Annotated in this window: 14 protein-coding genes; 9 read left to right on the top strand and 5 right to left on the bottom strand. The window is 51.3% G+C overall.

From position 1 onward, the window contains the following. Positions 1-227: 227 nt before the first annotated feature. Positions 228-857: a peptide-methionine (S)-S-oxide reductase MsrA gene (msrA, locus tag ACXAFR_RS21055; protein ID WP_475180604.1), complete on the bottom strand. Its 630-nt coding sequence runs from the start codon at positions 855-857 to the stop codon at positions 228-230. 47 nt (positions 858-904) lie between these two features. Between msrA and ACXAFR_RS21050 the strand changes: the two genes are divergently transcribed. Then, complete coding sequence (locus tag ACXAFR_RS21050; RefSeq protein WP_475180601.1) at positions 905-1,846, top strand: Ppx/GppA phosphatase family protein; 942 nt, start codon at positions 905-907, stop codon at positions 1,844-1,846. A 101-nt stretch (positions 1,847-1,947) separates the two neighbouring features. Here the strand turns inward: ACXAFR_RS21050 and ACXAFR_RS21045 are convergent, their stop codons facing one another. Then, positions 1,948-2,799, bottom strand: coding sequence for an AraC family transcriptional regulator (locus ACXAFR_RS21045; protein WP_475180600.1), 852 nt, complete (start codon positions 2,797-2,799; stop codon positions 1,948-1,950). Between the two features lie 252 nt (positions 2,800-3,051). Here ACXAFR_RS21045 and ACXAFR_RS21040 point away from each other — a divergent pair, with 252 nt between their 5' ends. Together ACXAFR_RS21040 and ACXAFR_RS21035 are read left to right on the top strand one after the other, a co-directional pair. After that, complete coding sequence (locus ACXAFR_RS21040) at positions 3,052-4,059, top strand: alpha/beta hydrolase fold domain-containing protein (RefSeq protein WP_475180597.1); 1,008 nt, start codon at positions 3,052-3,054, stop codon at positions 4,057-4,059. Continuing rightward, positions 4,056-4,676: an FMN-binding negative transcriptional regulator gene (locus ACXAFR_RS21035; protein ID WP_475180594.1), complete on the top strand. Its 621-nt coding sequence runs from the start codon at positions 4,056-4,058 to the stop codon at positions 4,674-4,676. The genes ACXAFR_RS21040 and ACXAFR_RS21035 overlap by 4 nt, the downstream gene beginning before the upstream one ends. A 75-nt stretch (positions 4,677-4,751) precedes the next feature. Here ACXAFR_RS21035 and ACXAFR_RS21030 read toward each other — a convergent pair whose 3' ends face one another. Both ACXAFR_RS21030 and ACXAFR_RS21025 read right to left on the bottom strand, forming a co-directional pair. Beyond that, a complete protein-coding gene (locus tag ACXAFR_RS21030) occupies positions 4,752-6,977 on the bottom strand; it encodes a TonB-dependent receptor (RefSeq protein WP_475180591.1) in 2,226 nt (741 codons plus the stop codon). A 168-nt stretch (positions 6,978-7,145) separates the two neighbouring features. Continuing rightward, positions 7,146-9,362: a S9 family peptidase gene (locus ACXAFR_RS21025; protein WP_475180589.1), complete on the bottom strand. Its 2,217-nt coding sequence runs from the start codon at positions 9,360-9,362 to the stop codon at positions 7,146-7,148. A 278-nt stretch (positions 9,363-9,640) separates the two neighbouring features. Here ACXAFR_RS21025 and ACXAFR_RS21020 point away from each other — a divergent pair, with 278 nt between their 5' ends. The 4 genes from ACXAFR_RS21020 (at position 9,641) to ACXAFR_RS21005 (ending at position 14,234) form a co-directional block, all read left to right on the top strand. Further along, the gene (locus ACXAFR_RS21020; protein ID WP_475180587.1) at positions 9,641-10,108 is read left to right on the top strand and encodes an NADAR family protein; all 468 of its coding nucleotides are present in this window, start codon (positions 9,641-9,643) and stop codon (positions 10,106-10,108) included. Between the two features lie 147 nt (positions 10,109-10,255). Next, positions 10,256-10,645, top strand: a complete 390-nt coding sequence (locus tag ACXAFR_RS21015) for a hypothetical protein (RefSeq protein ID WP_475180583.1) — start codon at positions 10,256-10,258, stop codon at positions 10,643-10,645. Between the two features lie 233 nt (positions 10,646-10,878). Continuing rightward, positions 10,879-12,420, top strand: a complete 1,542-nt coding sequence (locus ACXAFR_RS21010; RefSeq protein WP_475180581.1) for a peptide MFS transporter — start codon at positions 10,879-10,881, stop codon at positions 12,418-12,420. Beyond that, on the top strand, positions 12,417-14,234 hold the full coding sequence (locus ACXAFR_RS21005; RefSeq protein ID WP_475180579.1) for a M2 family metallopeptidase: 1,818 nt from the start codon (positions 12,417-12,419) through the stop codon (positions 14,232-14,234). Before ACXAFR_RS21010 ends, ACXAFR_RS21005 begins: the two co-directional genes overlap by 4 nt. Positions 14,235-14,253: 19 nt before the next feature. Here ACXAFR_RS21005 and ACXAFR_RS21000 read toward each other — a convergent pair whose 3' ends face one another. Then, positions 14,254-16,110, bottom strand: a complete 1,857-nt coding sequence (locus tag ACXAFR_RS21000) for a DUF885 domain-containing protein (RefSeq protein ID WP_475180578.1) — start codon at positions 16,108-16,110, stop codon at positions 14,254-14,256. A gap of 713 nt (positions 16,111-16,823) precedes the next feature. Between ACXAFR_RS21000 and ACXAFR_RS20995 the strand changes: the two genes are divergently transcribed. Both ACXAFR_RS20995 and ACXAFR_RS20990 read left to right on the top strand, forming a co-directional pair. Further along, positions 16,824-17,354: an RNA polymerase sigma factor gene (locus ACXAFR_RS20995; protein WP_475180575.1), complete on the top strand. Its 531-nt coding sequence runs from the start codon at positions 16,824-16,826 to the stop codon at positions 17,352-17,354. Positions 17,355-17,536: 182 nt separating this feature from the next. Next, a complete protein-coding gene (locus tag ACXAFR_RS20990; RefSeq protein ID WP_475180571.1) occupies positions 17,537-18,553 on the top strand; it encodes a FecR family protein in 1,017 nt (338 codons plus the stop codon). The last annotated feature ends 149 nt before the right edge of the window (positions 18,554-18,702 follow it).

Genomic DNA, 18,702 nt, shown 5'->3' with positions numbered 1-18,702 from the left:
GAGTGTGGAGCTTTGGTGTAAAACGAAAAAATGAATCATCAAAGGCTTTGCGCGCCAGCTCCTAATGACCCCATAGGTGGATGCCAGTTCAACATATTCGTGAGATTCTGTATCGACTGGACATCACAAAAGCGAGTTTCCCGTGCCCACAATTGAAGTGGTTCCCACGTTGGCAGGGCCGCGTCAGAACAACGCGACCGACCAATCACTTTTAAAGATAGCGTGTTTTAAAAGCAAACGCCTGTACCGCCGAGGCCACAATAACCGTCAGGATTTTTGTGCAGATATTGTTGGTGGTAGTCTTCTGCATAGTAAAACGCATCGGCTGGTTCAATCTCAGTGGTGATCTGCCCGACTCCCGCCTCAGATAGCTGTTGTTGATAGTGCTTTCGGCTGGCTTCAGCAACCACCAATTGGGCGTCATCAAAACAATAGATACCAGATCGATACTGAGTCCCCATATCATTCCCCTGACGCATACCTTGGGTCGGATTATGACTTTCCCAAAACTGGGTCAGAAGAGTTTCAAGATCGGTCTTCGTCGTATCAAACACCACCAAAACCACTTCATTGTGTCCGGTCTGACCGGTACACACTTCTTCGTAGGTGGGGTTAGGTGTAAATCCGGCACTGTAGCCAACCGCAGTGGTATAAACGCCGGGCTGAGTCCAAAACCGTCGTTCAGCACCCCAAAAACAGCCCAAGCCTAAGATGATTTGCTCACAATGCTCGGGAAATGGCGGTTGCATCGACGTACCGAGTACTGCGTGCACACTTGGCACGGCTATTGGCGTATCGCGGCCGGGCAGCGCCGTTTCAGCGGAAGGCATTTCCAGTTTTTTACGGGAGGCAAACATGCGGTATTCTCCGGTTGATTTTCTTCGACAGACCATTGCAGCAGACTATGACACAAACGCCAAACTCCGCACAGCCGCAGAAGCCTCATTCATCGGACATCTGGGCTGCAATCGACTTGGGTTCAAACAGCTTTCAACTGCTGATCGGACACTGGCAGAACGGCCACTGGCAAGAGCTTTGCCGGCATAAATACGTCGTTCAACTGGCCAAGGATTTCTCAGCCGATCGAGGCATTACTCCAGCGGCGTTGGAACGCGCTAGACAAGCGCTCGCGGAAATACAGTCTTTATTTAATCACTACTCACCCAAGCGTCGCTTTGCGGTAGCCACGGAAATCTTACGACGAGCCAACAATGCCGATGCCATCACAACCCTCGTAGAGAAATCCCTGGACATCAGCATTGCCATCATTTCCGGGAAGCAAGAAGCCGAATATGGATTTTACGGGGTTGCTCTCTTCGAGCCACCGGCTCACGAGAACCGAGCGATTATCGATCTGGGAGGTGCCAGTACGGAATTCAGCCTTGGGAATCATTATGGCCTGCAGGATTTCATTAGCCTGAAAAGTGGTTGCGTAACCCTGGGCAATGCCGAGTTATCCGCCAAACCAAGCGCTACAGAAATTCAAGACACCATCGCGGCACTTGATGATGCAATTGCGCCCTATCTGCCTCGGTTACAACAATGGCATTGGCAGCACTGCTACGCGACCGATGGTGGCATCAGTCAGATAGCGGACATACTTGGGTGGCCGACGACGGTAGAACGTCAACATGTCGACAGTGGCTTTCGAGATCTCTGCAGCGGTAAAGCGCTCTTTTCCCTGGCCCCAGAGGCCTTACAGCCGATTTTCGCGGCCGCTTTGATCATGCTGTATCGATTTTGTGAGCGTCTGAAGATCGCCAGGATCAGCCGATCTAAAGGCAGTATTCTGCATGGGGTAATTCTTGCTCATGCAAACCAACGCATCCATGAAGCAGGCCAATAGCTCCAGCGCAAGCCACGCTATCTGGCCCACACGCGACACAAATTGATCCAACTTAGAAGGCGTTCGACGGGTGCGCTACGTATACTGCACGCTAGCTGCACTCAAGACATCCACTGCTTTGGGGTGACTTTCGAAGGCTGATCTCGACAAACCGTGGTAAAGACTTGCTCCGGCAATTCAAAAAACTTGCCCTTTGTCTGTCCGTGAACGTATTCCTTGGGTGTCACGCCAAACGTTTTGCGAAAGACGGACGTAAACGCGCTCGGACTTTCGTAGCCAACATCATAAGCAACTGTTGTGACACTATGCCCTTCAGCCAAGAGCGACAGAGCAATCAACAACCTGGCCTGCTGTCGCCAAACGAAAAAGCTCATACCCGTGTGTTGTTTAAAGTGGCGGGTAAACGTTCGGCGACTCATATTGACCTGAGAGGCCCAGTCATCAAGCCCTCTTTGGTCCGTAGGATTTTCCAGCAATTCAATACAAATGTGGCGCAACCTTTCATCCTCCGGGATTGGGGTATGGAAAGGCATTGCCGGCATACGCTCTATTTCGTCCAGCAGCAAATCCACTATTCTGCCTTCGCGACCGGTGACATCGTAGGCAGGTTCAAACGTGACCACTTCTTGAATCAAAGCCTTAAGAAAATCGGGCACCTCTACAATGTGGGGTTCACGGTGTCGATCATAAGGCGAGTCAATGTAGAGCGTACGCAAGGCAACAGCCCCTCGGCAAGAAACCTGATGTTCAGTTCCCGCAGGCAACCAAAGAGCGCGTTGAGGCGGCAAGACAAAACTGTACTTAGGCGTGACCACCGACATCACGCCAGAAATCGCGTACAAAAACTGAGATCGCTCATGGTGATGAGTGGGATCGACAAAACCCGGAGGATATTCATCCACCAGGCTGACCACAGGCCTGTTGATCAACATAGAGTCTCGGCTCGACTTCATCGAAATCCCCTTCGCAGTTTTGTTTGTATGCCCAGGATGCGCGTCTTGGTTCTGCAAAGGCTATTCGTGAAACCCTCAGAGCATTCGACGACACATCAACGGTTTGATGTCATCCATAAAACCGTTGCGATTGAAAGCAGGATTCGGGCCGTAGGACGTTTTTCCTGCGTCGCTCTAAGCGCTTTAGGTCAATCAACGAAATCACACGAGATAAACACACAGAGAACGGTCAGTTAACCGCGAGCCAATCCCATGAAAAATCCCAACATCGAACACCATAGCACGCCACTGGATCCGAACATCCTTCGTTTTAGGAACGCCATACAGGATGGCTATGCCCGCTTTGGCAATCTGGAAAATCTCAGCCTAACCGAGCGCCGCAAGATTGCGGAGGCCGTCCGAGCCCCTTGGGCAGAGGGCGGCCCGGAAATGGCGGCAATTGATGAGTACACTATCGGGGCATCGAACGTTCACATACGGGTATATCGACCCAGTTTGGCGCAAACATTGCCAGTCTTGCTCTATCTTCACGGTGGAGGCTGGACGTTATTCAGCCTGAACACACACGATAGGCTCATGCGGGAGTATGCTGCCAGATCCAAAGTTGCCGTGATCGGTGTCGATTACAGTTTATCGCCAGAAGTTCGATATCCGGTTGCGATCGAAGAGATTGTCGATGTCATTACAGCTCTTCGTGACAGTGACGCGGTTGCAGGCATCGACGCCAATCGAATGGTTGTCGGAGGCGATTCCGCCGGTGCCAATTTAACCGTCGCGGCCAATCTGTTGATGAAAGATCGACAGTTTTCTCCGTGTCAGGGCATGCTTCTGAACTATGGTGTTTACGACAGCACACCAACGTCGTCCTACCAACGTTATGATGGACCGGACTATCTTCTCAATGCAGAAGAGATGACAATTTTCTGGAACAACTATATCGGCAATCAAACACCGCAAGAAACGCCCTACGCTAAACCGCTGCACTCCGACCTTAGCCTTCTGCCTTCCACATTTATGACTATTGCCGACGGTGACATTCTCTACAGCGAGAATATGGCAATGGCAGAATTATTAGCGGCGGCACAAGTGCCGGTCACTGCAACCGTCTACCCGGGCACAACCCACAGTTTTCTGGAAGCCGTAGCCATTGCCGACGTTAGCTGCCAAGCGCTGGATGACGCGGCAGTTTGGCTGCAGAAAATACTTCTTGTATCCGCTCTCGATAGACTCAAAGAAGACGGCATGGGGTCCGATTTATGACACCCCGATATCTGCCTCCATCCCAGCAAGCCATTCAATCACTGATAAGCCAATACCCACTGGCGTGGGTCATCTCTACACAGGGAAGTCCCATCTCTGCAACTCCGTTGCCCCTATTGGGGAATTACGATAAAGCCGGTCGGCTATTGAGCCTTATAGGCCATATCCCGAAACACAACGCTCACACAGAGGTATTGAAACACCATTCTGATGTCGAAATTCTCTTCCAAGGTCCCAGCGGTTATCTCTCACCAACGTGGCAAAGTAAAACCACTTGGGCACCCACCTACAACTATGCTGTCGTGCAAATTTCCGCGCAGTTAACTTTCAAACCAGAACTTACTGTGGCCGCACTGAACACGCTGGTGGATGTCATGGAGGCACAGCACCACAGCGACTGGTCAACAGACCAAATGGGAAGCAGATTCACTGAGCTATCGCAAGGTGTAATCGGATTCGAAGCAGAGGTCATCGATATCTCAGCTCGCTTTAAAATGGGCCAAGATGAATCGTCACAGACACTGATGGAATTACTCAGAATGTTGGGGAATTCCCCTCTGGCAGACTATATGCGGTTGTGCAACAGCCATCGCCTGCCGGATGACGAATCGAGTTAAGTTCCAGAGGCCAATGTGTGGACAACGTCCGCGACTGGGATACCGTCGCGGACAAGTTCCGACCGAAAGCAAGCGTCAAAACGGAAGGTTTACCGTGACGCCCAATGTGCGAGGACGCAAAATACCTTCGCCAAGCCCGTTCGCCTCTGACTGGGTATAGGTAACGCCACGCTCATCCAGCAGATTATCGGCAAACAGCGAAATTTGTGGACGCCCAACAACCATCGACAACCTCGCGTTGAATAGATTGTAGCCTCCCTGAGTATTCGCGGCACCGGCTGCATAGCTGGACAGATCGCTGATCCCTTCTGACAAATATTGATACGAGAGATACAGCTTGGGCTCAAACGGCGCCGCGATTTGATAACTCACGCTGGAGGAAATCGCCCAATCGGACGATCCCGGCAGAGGACTGCCCGCCGACGCTGTGCCGTAGTATGGAATAACCATGTCATCATCCAAAGCGGCATCTGTGTAGGTAACACTGGTACTGATCGACAGCGCGTCAGCAGGCTGCCATTGCGCCGTAATCTCCGCGCCCTGACTCGTTGCGCCACCGCCATTTCCCGAATAGTTGTAAAAGTCCGGACGCTGCAATCGAATTTGAATATCCTGCCAATCGACATAGAATAGAGTCGCATCGACCACAAGATCGGACATAGGCTTGGAACGTATCCCTACTTCGTAGTTGGTGAGGGAATCCGACGCAGAACCATCCGGCGTAGTAAAACCGGCTAGAGGGGGAATATTGTTCGGCTGGCCGAATCGAAAACCTTCAGAGACCAGACCGTAAACTTTTAAGTCATCCGAAAACGCGTACTCCACCGCAAACTTTGGCGTAAAGCCATCATCTTGCGTGGTTTCTTTGTTAAAGATGGGATCTCCGGGATAGGTCGAAAATCCGACTTGGGTCGTCGCTGTTGAAATTTCTGTATCAAACCAACGCCCGCCTGCGGTTAACGTCAAAGCATCGGTAAGATGCCAGGAAACTTCACCAAATAGAGCAGTCTCTGTGCCTTCAACCTCGCTGTAATAGCCGTTAAAGGTACTGCCATCAGGCGCAATAATGGCCCCACTGCCAGGACCAAACAGAGCCGAGTTATCAAATTCGACGCTGGCTCCCGCTGCGCCGATCGTTTCATAGAGAGATTTATCCGTATCGAACATCATACCGCCAACCAGCCATTCAATAGAATCTGACTCCCGAGACGTCAGGCGAATTTCGATGCTGCTTCCCTCTGTTTCGCCACCGCTATGAATGTATAAAGGCCCGGAAAGATTTAGCGCAAGATCGGAATTATAGGCGGACAGCAGGCTGGTATAATCAATGATCCAGTCCTGCTCTTTTTCCTGGTAAGACGCCACTGCGGTCAGGGTTGCAAAACCGAGATCTCCGTCGGCGCGCACACTGTGAACCGTCACATCGGTTTCCACTGTTTCGGGCAGCGCACTGCTGCGCTCGAATTCATCCAGCTCAGCCAGTCGGAAGCTGGCATCCTCCGCATCTGTGTTTTGCAGCAGGCTCAACCAGGTAAACGTCCATTCATTACTGGCATTCCAAACCAACGACATTCGGCCACCGTCGACCGTCACGGTATTTGCCCCATCTTTACCCGTACCGATGTTGTCGAGATAACCCGCATCTTCTCTGTGGGTCATCACAAACCTTGCTGCCAGCGTATCCTGAACCAAAGGAACATTGATCATTCCTTTCAGGTTATACCCCACGTCGGCGTTTTTCGTCGAATTTGCGGTAGCCTCGAGTTCACCATCAAATGTATCGGCTTCCGCAGTGTTCGCGACATAGTTCACGACACCCCCTAGAGAACCTGAGCCGAACAAGGTGCCCTGCGGGCCACGTAGGACTTCAACACGATTAACATCAAAGGTATCAATGTCGGGCACCACAATGCTCCAGCCAGGTTCGGTTAAAGGCACATCATTGATGTAATAACCAACCGTTCCCTGCCCCTGATCGTTGCCCCCGGTCGTCGCAATGCCTCTCAGTACAACGTGGGATCTTCCGGGCATATAGCTATTGAACACCGCACCGGGAACAAACTGAATGTAGTCCTGTAAGGACTGCGCTCCCAAATCATCCATTTGAGATTCGGTTAACGCAGATACCGACGCGGGAATATCTCGCAACGGTTGTGGCCGCTTACTGGCAGTAACGATAATCTCCTCTATACCACCAGAATCACCAATATCCGTTTGTGATAAGGCCGTAGATACTTGCAAACTCGTCAAGCATGTGGCGACTAACGTTAGATGATATTTTTTTGATACGTGGTACGGCATCTCGCTACTCCTTTCCGAAATTCGCTGTTTTTGCGAGGTCTCATTTACGAAATTCAACAACATTGCTCGAATGGGCTATAACGTGCAAAGTAACACGCCTTAGCGTTCGACACCGTCCACTCAGGGCCATGGACTGAATACGGTGGGCCATACTCAAACTCGCCAGTCTCAACCTGTTTCTTCAACAGGGGGCGTCGATGTTGCCGTGATTGCGAACGCCCAAAACAATGCCGCTTGCTCTAGGTTGCCAAAGCGACCCGATTGCCCATAGTGGCCGCCAATCATCGCCGTACGGACCATCAGAGGACTGTCGCTGGTTGAATTGGCACGCAGAAGCGCGATCCACTTGACCGGCTCCCAATAAAAAACACGGTTATCAAATAAACTGGTCGTGGCGAGAACCGGCGGATACGGTTGCTGTGAAATTTGATCGTAAGGTGAATAGGCTTCAATGGTGTCGTAGGCTGCAGGGTCGACAATAGGGTCGCCCCATTCCGGCCGACAAACAGGAACCAGCGGATGTTCTCCGTCACTCATGGTATTCAGAACATCGACAAACGGCACTTCGGCAATGACACCGGCAAATAAATCCGGACGTTGATTTAAACTGGCTCCAACCAAAAGCCCCCCGGCGGAAGCACCGTGACTGACTATACGCCCAACTGAGGTGTACCCCCTCCCTACCAGCGTTTCAGCACACTGGCAAAAATCTGCAAACGACTGATCTTTTTTATCTTGTCTCGCAGAAAGATACCAATTCCAGCCCTTGTCCGAACCACCTCTTACATGCGCGATGGCGTACACCCAACCTCTATTAACCAGAGGCAAACGATCTGAAGAAAAATCAGCATCCAAGGAAAAACCGTAAGCGCCATAGCCGTACAACAAAAGTGGCGCACGGCCATCCAGTTCCAGATCGGCTCGACGTAAAAGGGTAATCGGAATGTCTACACCATCAGCAGCGGGTGCGCTGATACGTTCGACCACATAGCGCTCTCCAAATCCGTCAGCCATTTGGTGCTGTTGACGCAATTCACGCCGACGCGTGTGCAAATCAAATCGATACCAAGCGGTTGGCTTGTTAAGACATTCATACTCAAAGTCCAGCTGATCTGAAGCAAAATCCTGATGTTGATCGAGCGTTACCTTGTAGGCGACATCGGGCATAGCAATTTCATAGACTGGGTCATCCTCCCACGGCGTGACCCAAATGTGCAGATTCGCATTGCTGCGTTCCAGGTGTACGAGAAAGTTTTCAAAAGTGCGGATTTCGGTGATGAAGCTGCCACGACGTTCCACCCGCAACTCACGCCAATTCGCTCGATGCGGTTGCGATACTGGCACCCACATCAATTTGAAATCTACCGCACTGTCAGCATTGGTCCGTATGATAAATCGATCCTGCCAGTGATCGACGTCATAGTAGAGTCCCGTTGTTCGAGGTTCTATGACACTTGGCGGCACTGTTGGCTGCCCGGCGGGAATAACCTGGATCTCACTGGTATCCGCACCCCGCAAGCGCAGCAGTAAATAGGCCTTGGATGACGTTCGCAGCAATTCGAGAAAGAATGTTGGATCTCGCTCCTCGTGCACAAGCGTATCTGCCCCACCTTGTACAGGGCGCCTGAAGACTTTTGCCGGGCGACTGTTTTTGTCTCGCCAGGTCCAGAATAACCATTGGGAATCGCCCGAAAAGAGCAGATCTCCAAATGCTTCGGGCGGGGTGGTGGTTAAAACGTCTCCGGTATCGATATCCCGAACGCAAATGCGATAGGTTTCAGCACCGCTGAGATCTTCGGTCCAGGCAAACAATCGATGGTCGTCACTGTGTAAAGTCTTGCCGATGTGGTAATAGGCTAGCCCTTCTGCCGCCGCGTCACCGTCAAGTAAAATCTGCTCTTCGCCCCCCTGACTGGGACGGCGAGCGAAGATAGGTTGAGTTCCCTGGGGACGAAAGTAGGAATAATAGTCCCAGGGGCCGTCAGTAACCGGAGGAGTTGTGTTCGACGTCTCAGGTCGACTGGCTTGCAATTCCTGCCGCAGTTGCTGCTGCAACTCCTGTGTTGGTGCCATTACGTCATTGACATAGGTGTTTTCTGCTTCGAGGACATTCGTTATATCGTCGTCAATAACTGACGGATCTCTCAACATGTCTTTCCAGTAAGGCTCTTTCAGCCACGCATAGGGATCAATACGGGTCCTCCCCAATTGGGAAATTGAACTGGGACGACGCTCGATCACCGGCGGCGGCGGGTTAGCAAACCCCACCTCAAGGCGACTTTGGTCTGTCTCCCCGGTTGAATTTTTCGTCGTCGAACATCCACTTAGCGTCTCCGTTAGAAAGGGTAAGGCAGCGGTGGACATAATAAATTGCCGACGTTTCATAATGACTCCGGTTTTCAACGCGAGGTAGGATTGTAGGAATATCGTCTGATTTAGACTGTTCGACGCGGAACTAAAACTCGTGTGTTTGGGCCAGCACCCGCCGCTCCTGCCATTGATAGTCTCCATTCAAGATGGCAAGCAGGTAGCAGCATCCGTGGGAACGACCAGCGCGCACTCGGGTCGGAATTCATACACATGCCTGTGAGCCAACACGAAAGGAAGACAAAACCCGTAAGAAAGAGGGATAATGGCGCCGAAACAACCCGTACGAAATGCTCATGAGTCTATTTGCCCCTCTTCAAGATAACGCTCTCTACTTCAGCCGCCACGATCCGGCAGATCTTCTCGGCAGCTTCTGCCCCCTTAGCTTTCAGCTCGACGATGCCGAATGGCCAACGGTGGAGCACTATTATCAGGCCATGAAATTCACTGATGTCGCGAAAATTGACGAGATTCGCAATCTGGCCACGCCACTCGAGGCACAAAAAGCTGGCAATCGCTGGTGGCGGCGACCGCGCCAGGATTGGGCCAAGCTGCGCGTCACGATGATGACACGAGGAATCTATATTCGCGCAAAAACCCACACTGATTGCTGTCTGGCACTGCTCAAAACCGGTGATCAAACACTGATAGAAAACAGTAATTACGATTATTTCTGGGGCTGTGGTCGCGACCGACGAGGCCACAATGAATTTGGTAAATTGCTGATGCGAGTCCGAGATCGCTTGCGTGAAGAAACCCTTTAGTAGACCGACGCAAGTGACGTTTGGCCACGCAAGGTCGTAGACTTAAAAGATCCAAAAATTGCCATTCATTCTGTGAACAAATTCCGGAACCCAGGGTCGTATCTGGCTACACTTTGATCCAGTGCTAATCGACCCGGTAACGCAGTGATGTCAACGGAAGTTTGCTTCAATACTTTATCCATACAATCGTCAGAAGAAACCATTAATCGTTTTCTACAGACGGGCTTGGCCCTGCCTTCCCCCGACGCGCCACCCACGCCTCTGTGCCAACAGTTCTCTCTGGCCAACTATGCAAAAGATGCGACCGAAGTCGCTTCGGAATCGGAAATTTTCACTCATTGGATTGAACGCTTGTCCACGGTTGATGGCCAGCAATTGATCATTGAATTTGAATGCCTTACCACACCGCCACTGGCACTGCTCCGCTCGGTGATTGATTGGCTCCACCGCCAGGCCGATCGATTTGTTCTTAGCTACCGCTATCGCTTTGAAAACCATGCACATTGGGCCGGAGAAGTCGAAGCCAGCGCGATCTAATGGCGCTGGCTTTTTCCCTCCCGCGAACACCTGCCGTCGCCATTTAAGCCACGGCTCATCCCTTAAAAAGCTAAACCACCCTAAACCAGCAAACAAGATGGTTGCCCCTGTTGAGGGGTTTCTGTATTCATTCGTCCCAACTTCTAGGCCAAGCAACGCGAGTCGTTCATAATCATAACGAACGAAAGTTCACTCGCTTGCCCAGATCCATCAGCCGGAGACGAATAGACGCAATGTTCAATCTTTTTTCCCAGCACCCACGAGGCCTTATGGTTCTCTTTGGGACTGAAATGTGGGAGCGCGCCAGCTATTATGGCATGCGCGCCATCCTGGTTCTTGCACTCACTGCCGCCGCGACCGAAGGCGGTGGGCTCAACCTCTCAGACACAGAAGCCACCGCAATCTATGGCATGTATACGGGAGCCGTGTACCTAGCCTGTTTGCCCGGTGGCTGGATTGCGGATCGGTTGATCGGTCAGCGCAACGCCGTTTGGTATGGCGGGTTGATCATCGCGCTGGGTCATTTCACCATGGCACTGCCGATGCGGGAGACGTTTTTCCTTGGACTGATTTTTATTGTGTTGGGCACGGGTCTTTTGAAACCCAATGTCTCCACCATGGTAGGCGATCTCTACCCGCAAGGCTCCGCCAGTCGCGACGCGGCCTTTTCCATTTTTTATATGGGCATTAATGTGGGCGCCTTTGTGGGCCAATTGATCGTTGGCTTTCTGGGTGAAAAAGTGGGTTGGCACTGGGGCTTTGGTGCTGCGGGTATCGGCATGCTGTTTGGACTCTGGCAGTATCGACTCGGCGCCAAACATCTCTTCGAAATTGGTCTCAAGCCGAATTTTAATGGCGATACGCCACAGGATAAAAAAGTACGGCGCATTGGTTGGATAGGGATTGGCGTCTTTTGTGCGCTCTTAACCCTGGCCATCGTCGCCGCCTGGACTAAAATCTGGATTCCCAATGCGGGGCTTCTTGCCCTGTGGTTTGCCCAGGCCGTCATTGTGCTGGCGATTGGTTTTTTCGCATGGGTTTTGATCTTCGGTGGCTTAACCGGACAAGAGAAAAAACACGTCGGAGTCATCGCGATCTTTTTTCTGGCGTCAGCAGTCTTCTGGTCAGGTTTCGACCAGGCGGGCTCCTCGCTTAACCTCTTTGCGGCCCGTTATACCGATTTAAACGTGCTTGGCTGGGATATGCCAGCATCCTGGCTGCAGTCGGTCAATCCAATCCTCATTATTTTGTTGGCGCCCTTCTTCGCTTGGCTGTGGGTTTTTCTCGCTCAGCGCAATTTGGATCCATCGTCTCCGGTAAAATTTGCCATTGGCTTAATTCAATTAGGCCTCGGCTTTTACGTCATGGTGTTTGCCGCCAAAATTGCCGCCGGTGGTGAACTGGCTGCGCCCACTTGGCTGATGCTGACCTATTTGTTCCACACCACCGGCGAACTCTGTTTATCACCGGTGGGACTCTCGGCAGTTACCAAGCTTTCCCCCCGTCGTTATCTGGGTCAAATGATGGGCACATGGTTTATGGGCTCATCTCTCGGTAATGTCATTGCGGGTTTGATGGCGGGACACATCACAGTGGCCGGCGCCGAAGCCATGCCAGACCAGTTTATGCGAGTGGTATACAGCAGCCTGGTAGCCGGTGTGCTGATGCTGTTGGCAACGCCTCTGATAAAAGCCTGGATGAAAGGTTCCCCGGAATCTGCCGAGCCACCGGCGAAAAAAAAATCATCTGGCGACGCCATGGAGGTCGAGCCATGACTCGCCCCTTACCCCTTTGTGTAGCGATCATTGCTGCGGGTCTGTTCAGCACGACAAGCCAGGCGAATGCCGAACCAACGTCCTACACGGCAGATCGAGAAGGCGCGCAAAGGTTTTTAGAAGATTACGACGCTCAAGTTCGAGCCATCTCCACGGCCGCCGCCAAAGCCGCCTGGGTTCAAGCCACTTACATCACTCCCGATACCCAGGCACTGGCTGCTGCAGCCTCGGAGAGGTTTCTCGCATGGAACAGCCAACAGGCGATCGCCGCACGACAGTTTGATGGTGTATCGCTCGATGAAAACCTCTCCCGCCAGCTGGATTTATTGCGGATGTCCAATGGAGTCCCCACCGATTCCAAAGCCCTGGCTGAGCTAACTACTATTGCGAGTCGATTAGAGGCAACCTACGGAGCCGGACAATTCTGCGACGAGGAAACCCAACAGTGTGAAGACTTAACCCAGCTGTCCGATACCCTGGCAAAAAGTCGGGACCCCGCTGAGTTGCTACGAGCCTGGCAAGGATGGCGATCCGTCTCCGTGCCGATGCGCGCCGATTATGAGCGTTTTGTCGAATTACAGAATACTGGCGCTCGCGAACTTGGATTTGCCGATGCCGGTGAGTATTGGCGCGCAGGCTACGACATGTCGCCTGCGGAATTTTCCGACACTGTGGATGAGTTATGGGCCGAGGTGAAGCCACTCTACCAAGCCCTGCATTGTGAAGTTCGCAGCCAGCTTAACGCCCACTATGGAGATAACGTTGTACCGAATGAGGGCCCGATTCCAGCTCATGTATTTGGCAACATGTGGTCACAGCAATGGGGCAACATTTACGAACTGGTCGCGCCCTATCCAGAGGCTCCGTCACTGGATGTAACCCCGGCACTTGAGACACAAAACTACACCGCCAAAGAAATGGTCGAGCAAGCCGAGTCATTCTACCAGGGCCTCGGATTAACCAAGCTGCCCGCATCATTTTATGAAAACTCGATGCTCGTAAAACCCCAGGACCGAGATGTTGTCTGCCACGCATCAGCCTGGGATATCGACTACAGCGGCGATGTGCGCATAAAAATGTGTATCAAACCGGATATGGAAAACCTGAGCACCATCTACCACGAGCTTGGCCATATCTACTACGATCTGGCGTACAACCCCCAGCCTGTGCTTTACCAAAACGGCGCACACGACGGCTTTCATGAAGCTGTGGGCGACACCATGGTGCTGTCGATGACACCTGATTACCTAAAATCGGTGAAGCTCACTACGGGTAGCGAATTGAGTCAGGAGGCTCTACTAAACGCGCAGATGCAGATGGCGTTGGATAAGATTGCTTTTCTGCCTTTCGGATTACTGGTTGATAAGTGGCGCTGGGACGTTTTTTCAGGCGCTACGCCGCCTTCTGAATACAATGCCCGCTGGTGGGAACTCCGAGAGGACTATCAAGGTATAACACCGCCAATTGAAAGGTCTGAAAAGGACTTTGATCCGGGCGCCAAGTATCACATCCCCGGCAATACACCGTATATGCGCTATTTTCTTGCTCACATATTGCAATTCCAATTTTACAAGGCGATGTGCGACGCCGCTGGCTATGAGGGACCGTTGTACAGTTGCAACTTTGCCGGTTCTAAAGACGCCGGAGAAAAATTATGGCAAATGCTGTCAGCGGGTCAATCTCAGCCATGGCCTGAGACCCTCGAAGCGATGACAGGCAGTCGTAAAATGAGTGCAGCGGCAGTAACCGAATACTTCCAACCACTAGTGTCCTGGCTGGAAGCTCGCAACAAAAACCGTCAATGCGGCTGGTAGCTCGTTAAATGCAGCAGTCCTAGGACTGCTGTTTTTCCAATATCCAGCGATTGACTAAGGTTTCGAGGATATCTAGAGGAACCGCACCATTTCGCAACACCACATCGTGAAACTCACGAATATCGAAGTCTTCTTTCAGCACGCTACGGGCAGTTTCCCTCAACTCTAAAATTTTCAGCATACCAATTTTATAGGCGGTCGCCTGAGACGGCATAACAATATATCGCTCAATCGCTTTTTCGGTATCACTGCGAGAATTAGGCGTATTGGCAACCTGGTACTCAATGGCTTCTTCCCGAGTCCACTGTTTGTAATGAATTCCGGTATCGACCACCAGACGACAGGCTCGCCACAATTCCAGTGCGAGTCTGCCGAAATCCGAATAAGGATCTTCGTAAAAACCAATTTCCTTCGGAGTCAGCTCCGAATAAAGTCCCCAACCTTCTATATAGGCGGTATAGCTGATCAGTTTTCGAAACGCAGGAACATCGTCCAACTCTCTCGCAATACTCAACTGCATGTGGTGGCCAGGCACCCCTTCGTGATACGCCAAGGCTTCCATTTGATACGTTGGCATCGAACTCATGTCCGATAAATTGGCGTAATAAATTCCGGGCCGCTTACCATCCAGTGACGGCGCATTATAAAACGCTTTACCTGCTGATTTTTCGCGAAATGGCTCAACTGCTTTTACGGTAAGGTCGGCCCTAGGCAGGGTATTAAACAGCTGCGGTAGCGATTCTTTCATGGTTTCAATGATGTCTCGCGCTTTGCTCAAATAGGCATCCCTACCCTCCTCAGTTTGGGGATAGAAAAAACGAGAATCTTCCTGCATGGATTTGAAAAACGCTTGTAGATCGCCTTTAAATCCAACACGTTTTATGATCTCACGCATCTCTCCGTGGATACGTTCGACCTCTTTCAATCCAATAGTATGAATTTGCTCTGGTGAATAGTCCGTGGTTGTCGTTTGCTGTAGGGCGTAAGCATAGAATGCATCACCGTCAGCGAACTGCCAAACGCCGTCTTTAGTATCCGCGTCCTCAGACAACTCCTGCAAATAGGCAATCAGTTTTCGATACGCCGGCGCCAGAACCTCTGTCAGGGCATCATTCGCGCCCTCAATGAGCGAATCTGACGTCTCTTTCGGCAAATCAAGTGCAGCAACCTTTGCTCGAAAATCCGCCAACAGCGTACTGTCTACAGATGATGCTTCCCTATCGAAAGGCTTCCCAGATAAGAGATTTTGCGCATCTCGAATGACTTTCGGGAACACAAATTTAGGTGCGATAATATGCGCCTCTCGGCGCAATTCCAGTTGCGCGATGACTTGATCCATATAGGTATCGACACCCCGTAAGCGGGCAATATACGCCTCAGCATCCTCTTGAGACTCGACCTGATGAATATTGATCAGGAACGAAGGAACGTGAGAGTGAGCACCAAACATCTGATTAACGGGGTAGCTATAAAGCCGCCACTGATAGTCATCAACTTCATCCTGCAACTTTTTTTCATAGAGCTGATAACTGAGTCGCGTGCCAGCATCCAGCGACTCGGTGGACAGAGCCTGCAGGCGGCTTAACTGATCCCGATAAAAACGATGCTGCTCCTGAACCGCCTCTGGTGACAGATCATCCCACTGATCATAGTCGTCACGCATGCCCAAATAGGTCATGGTTTCTGGGCTGCGATGAATTTCCTCCTGATACAAGGTTTCAAATAACGCCAGCGCCGCTTCATTAGGGTTCGTTGACGAGGTTTCTGCATCAACCCATGCCGAGCTAAATGACAACAATAAGGAGAAAAACGGAAGCAAGATTCTGTATCTTGGACGAGGACGCGTGTTGAGCGCCATTCGAACGAGTTCGGTCATAGGATATCCAGTACTTTTGTTGGTCTTTAGTGGCAATTGTCAATGGCCAGGTTGTCGTCTCAAACCGTATCATCGAGTGACATTAGGCAACGATGAAAAAAAGCTGATTGTTTGATCAACCTATTTTTTATTGCCGTTAGTTGTTGAGACGTCTGACAGACGATCTTCCTCACGCAATCTCTTTCTTCCCACGCTTCTATCCTCGCTCCACGATTGGCCCCAATGCCCGCGCCCTATTTTTTTACACAGCAAGCGAGAGTGAACCAGCATGGTGCAAAACCTGATTAAATCGTCAATTTTTCCAGAAAATTACGTGCGAAAAATAACCTAATCGGTTAAGTTAATCGCCATCGACAAAACTTTGCATAAGCGTTTCATCGAAATGTGAAAGTCGCGTAAAATCACGCTTTAAGGGTCGTGTTACGCAGTAGGTCGGCGAGATCCGTCCTCATATCTTCCCGGTCGATAAACCTGTCGCAAAGCAGTTGGACCACATGTTGCACGCAGGTCGGCCCAGAAGATCGGTCACAGGGAAAGGACGGTGGCTATCAGCACCAGATTCTCTTCGCTTTGCTCATGGATGCAGTAACGTTGAGGAAAACGATAATTTAATGGCGACTCAGTGCCGGCGCGTCCGTTAAGCGCCACCCTAACCGAGTCCGCCAAACGGCTTTTTTGGACAGTCGATTAAACCGGGACCTTCATAGATACGTATGAGCAAGGCATCATCTACAGTACTCGAACAACTGTTTATCGAACATGCTCAGGGGCTGGTGAACTTTTTGAAGCGTAAATTGGCCAGTGCAGAAGACGCGGAAGATATCGCACAGAATGCGTTCATACGTATTCAGCGCCTGGCCGAAAAACAGCAGTTGGATAACCCCAAAGCTTATCTATACCAAACTGCTGCCAACCTTACGATTGATCTCAAGCGCCGAGAATCCCTGTACAACAACTACATCGCGCAAACCCCTGAAGACGTTGACATTGACGGACACTCCCCCGAGCGCTTGCTGTCAGCGAGAGACGAGCTCGAATGCGTCGAATCTGCGATTAAGGCACTGCCTCATAATTGCAAACAGGCTTTTTTGCTCCACCGGGTGCGGGGAATGTCTTATAATGAAATAGCAATGCAATTAAACGTGTCAGTATCCTGCGTTGAGAAATACATACTGCAGGCTCTGAAGCAGAGTCGCAAAGCATTGGAGCGAAGCTCCAGAACATATTCCAGCCAAAAAAAATAAAATAGTTTTGAGGTTTTCAGCTCTCCAGCGGTCATAAGGTTATCGAAACGTTATCTCTACGATGTGCTGCAACCTCCAACGATGATAAATAGGATGGGGACGTACACTCACGGTCTGATTTTCAACGACGATATATGACGACGACACAGGGTTAGACTGTAGCTGGTTTGCTAGGAAAAGAAATGAACACTGGAGCCGACAAGGCCTACGAAAGATTACTGGATGAAGCCGCAGCGTGGATCGTGCGCCTGCGTTCATCTGACGTCACATCTGCAGATAAATCTTCTTTTTCTCTCTGGCTAAACACCTCTGCGGAACATCTGCGCGCGTTTGATGAAATGTCCGAAACTTGGGACACGCTTGGTGCAGTGACCTATGTTCCAGATATAGAGCAACATATCCAACCGACGACACCAGGCCATAGCGGCGGCCTTAAGAGCCTCTTGCAGCGCCTTGGTCGCGGGCTGCAAATGCCGGTATGGCGAGGTAGCATTGCGGCGGCGATGGCGTTCCTGCTTTACCTGGTTTTTCTAAACCAACCAACACCCGTCTCAGAGCAGCGTTTTTCAACGGCAGCTGGCGGGTTTCGCGAAGTGCAGCTTGCCGACGGCTCCTCTGTGACTCTCAATACCAATACGACTGTCAGAGTTCTTTACACTGATGACTCCCGACAGCTCTGGCTGGAGCGCGGCGAAGCCTATTTCGCAGTTGCTAAAAATCCGAATCGCCCCTTTATTGTCGACGTTGGTTCGGGCCAGGTAAAAGCCCTCGGAACAGCATTTGATATAGATCGCAGGGCAAAATCTGTTCGGGTCGTCGTGACCGAAGGCAAGGTGGAAGTCAGCGAGAAAGAAGACCCTACCACCCCCCTACCGAGATTTGCCCATGTGGTCGCAGACCAACAGGTGAGCTTCGATCAACACGGCCTCGGCAGTGTTCGCTCCGCCGATGTCGCTCGCTCCCTCGCCTGGCGGGAGCAACAACTGGTATTCGATGGGGTTCCGTTAAGCGAAGCTCTAGACGAATTAAACCGGTATCTGGATAAACCCGTCGACAATTCCGATCCCTCTCTGGATAATATCCGTGTGTCTGGCACCTTCGGGGTAGATCATCCAGAAGACATCTTGAACGCAATGATTGCGTCTTTTGACCTCAAGGAAGATCATCAAGACGACGTGCGGCGAGTTTACCGCCACTGAGCACAGCGTCTGGGCATCTGTCGTGGGATTCTACCCAACAGCAGTCATGGTGCAGAACATAGCAGGATAACGAAAAATCGATCTGCGCGTTTGCTGAACAGAGTGCCACATTGTTCAGCAATGACCGCCTCGCTGACAACCCTGGTCAA

The organism is Pseudomaricurvus sp. ABR4_320 (assembly GCF_056159445.1).
This window is presented reverse-complemented; position numbering and strand designations above follow the sequence as displayed.

Coding starts and splice junctions, on each gene's coding strand:
- ACXAFR_RS21010 (WP_475180581.1), top strand. CDS start 10,879: ATGTTCAATCTTTTTTCCCAGCACCCACGAGGCCTTATGGTTCTCTTT.
- ACXAFR_RS21005 (WP_475180579.1), top strand. CDS start 12,417: ATGACTCGCCCCTTACCCCTTTGTGTAGCGATCATTGCTGCGGGTCTG.
- ACXAFR_RS21020 (WP_475180587.1), top strand. CDS start 9,641: ATGAGTCTATTTGCCCCTCTTCAAGATAACGCTCTCTACTTCAGCCGC.
- msrA (WP_475180604.1), bottom strand. CDS start 857: ATGTTTGCCTCCCGTAAAAAACTGGAAATGCCTTCCGCTGAAACGGCG.
- ACXAFR_RS21000 (WP_475180578.1), bottom strand. CDS start 16,110: ATGACCGAACTCGTTCGAATGGCGCTCAACACGCGTCCTCGTCCAAGA.
- ACXAFR_RS21040 (WP_475180597.1), top strand. CDS start 3,052: ATGAAAAATCCCAACATCGAACACCATAGCACGCCACTGGATCCGAAC.
- ACXAFR_RS21025 (WP_475180589.1), bottom strand. CDS start 9,362: ATGAAACGTCGGCAATTTATTATGTCCACCGCTGCCTTACCCTTTCTA.
- ACXAFR_RS20990 (WP_475180571.1), top strand. CDS start 17,537: ATGAACACTGGAGCCGACAAGGCCTACGAAAGATTACTGGATGAAGCC.
- ACXAFR_RS21015 (WP_475180583.1), top strand. CDS start 10,256: ATGTCAACGGAAGTTTGCTTCAATACTTTATCCATACAATCGTCAGAA.
- ACXAFR_RS20995 (WP_475180575.1), top strand. CDS start 16,824: ATGAGCAAGGCATCATCTACAGTACTCGAACAACTGTTTATCGAACAT.
- ACXAFR_RS21035 (WP_475180594.1), top strand. CDS start 4,056: ATGACACCCCGATATCTGCCTCCATCCCAGCAAGCCATTCAATCACTG.
- ACXAFR_RS21045 (WP_475180600.1), bottom strand. CDS start 2,799: ATGAAGTCGAGCCGAGACTCTATGTTGATCAACAGGCCTGTGGTCAGC.
- ACXAFR_RS21050 (WP_475180601.1), top strand. CDS start 905: ATGACACAAACGCCAAACTCCGCACAGCCGCAGAAGCCTCATTCATCG.
- ACXAFR_RS21030 (WP_475180591.1), bottom strand. CDS start 6,977: ATGCCGTACCACGTATCAAAAAAATATCATCTAACGTTAGTCGCCACA.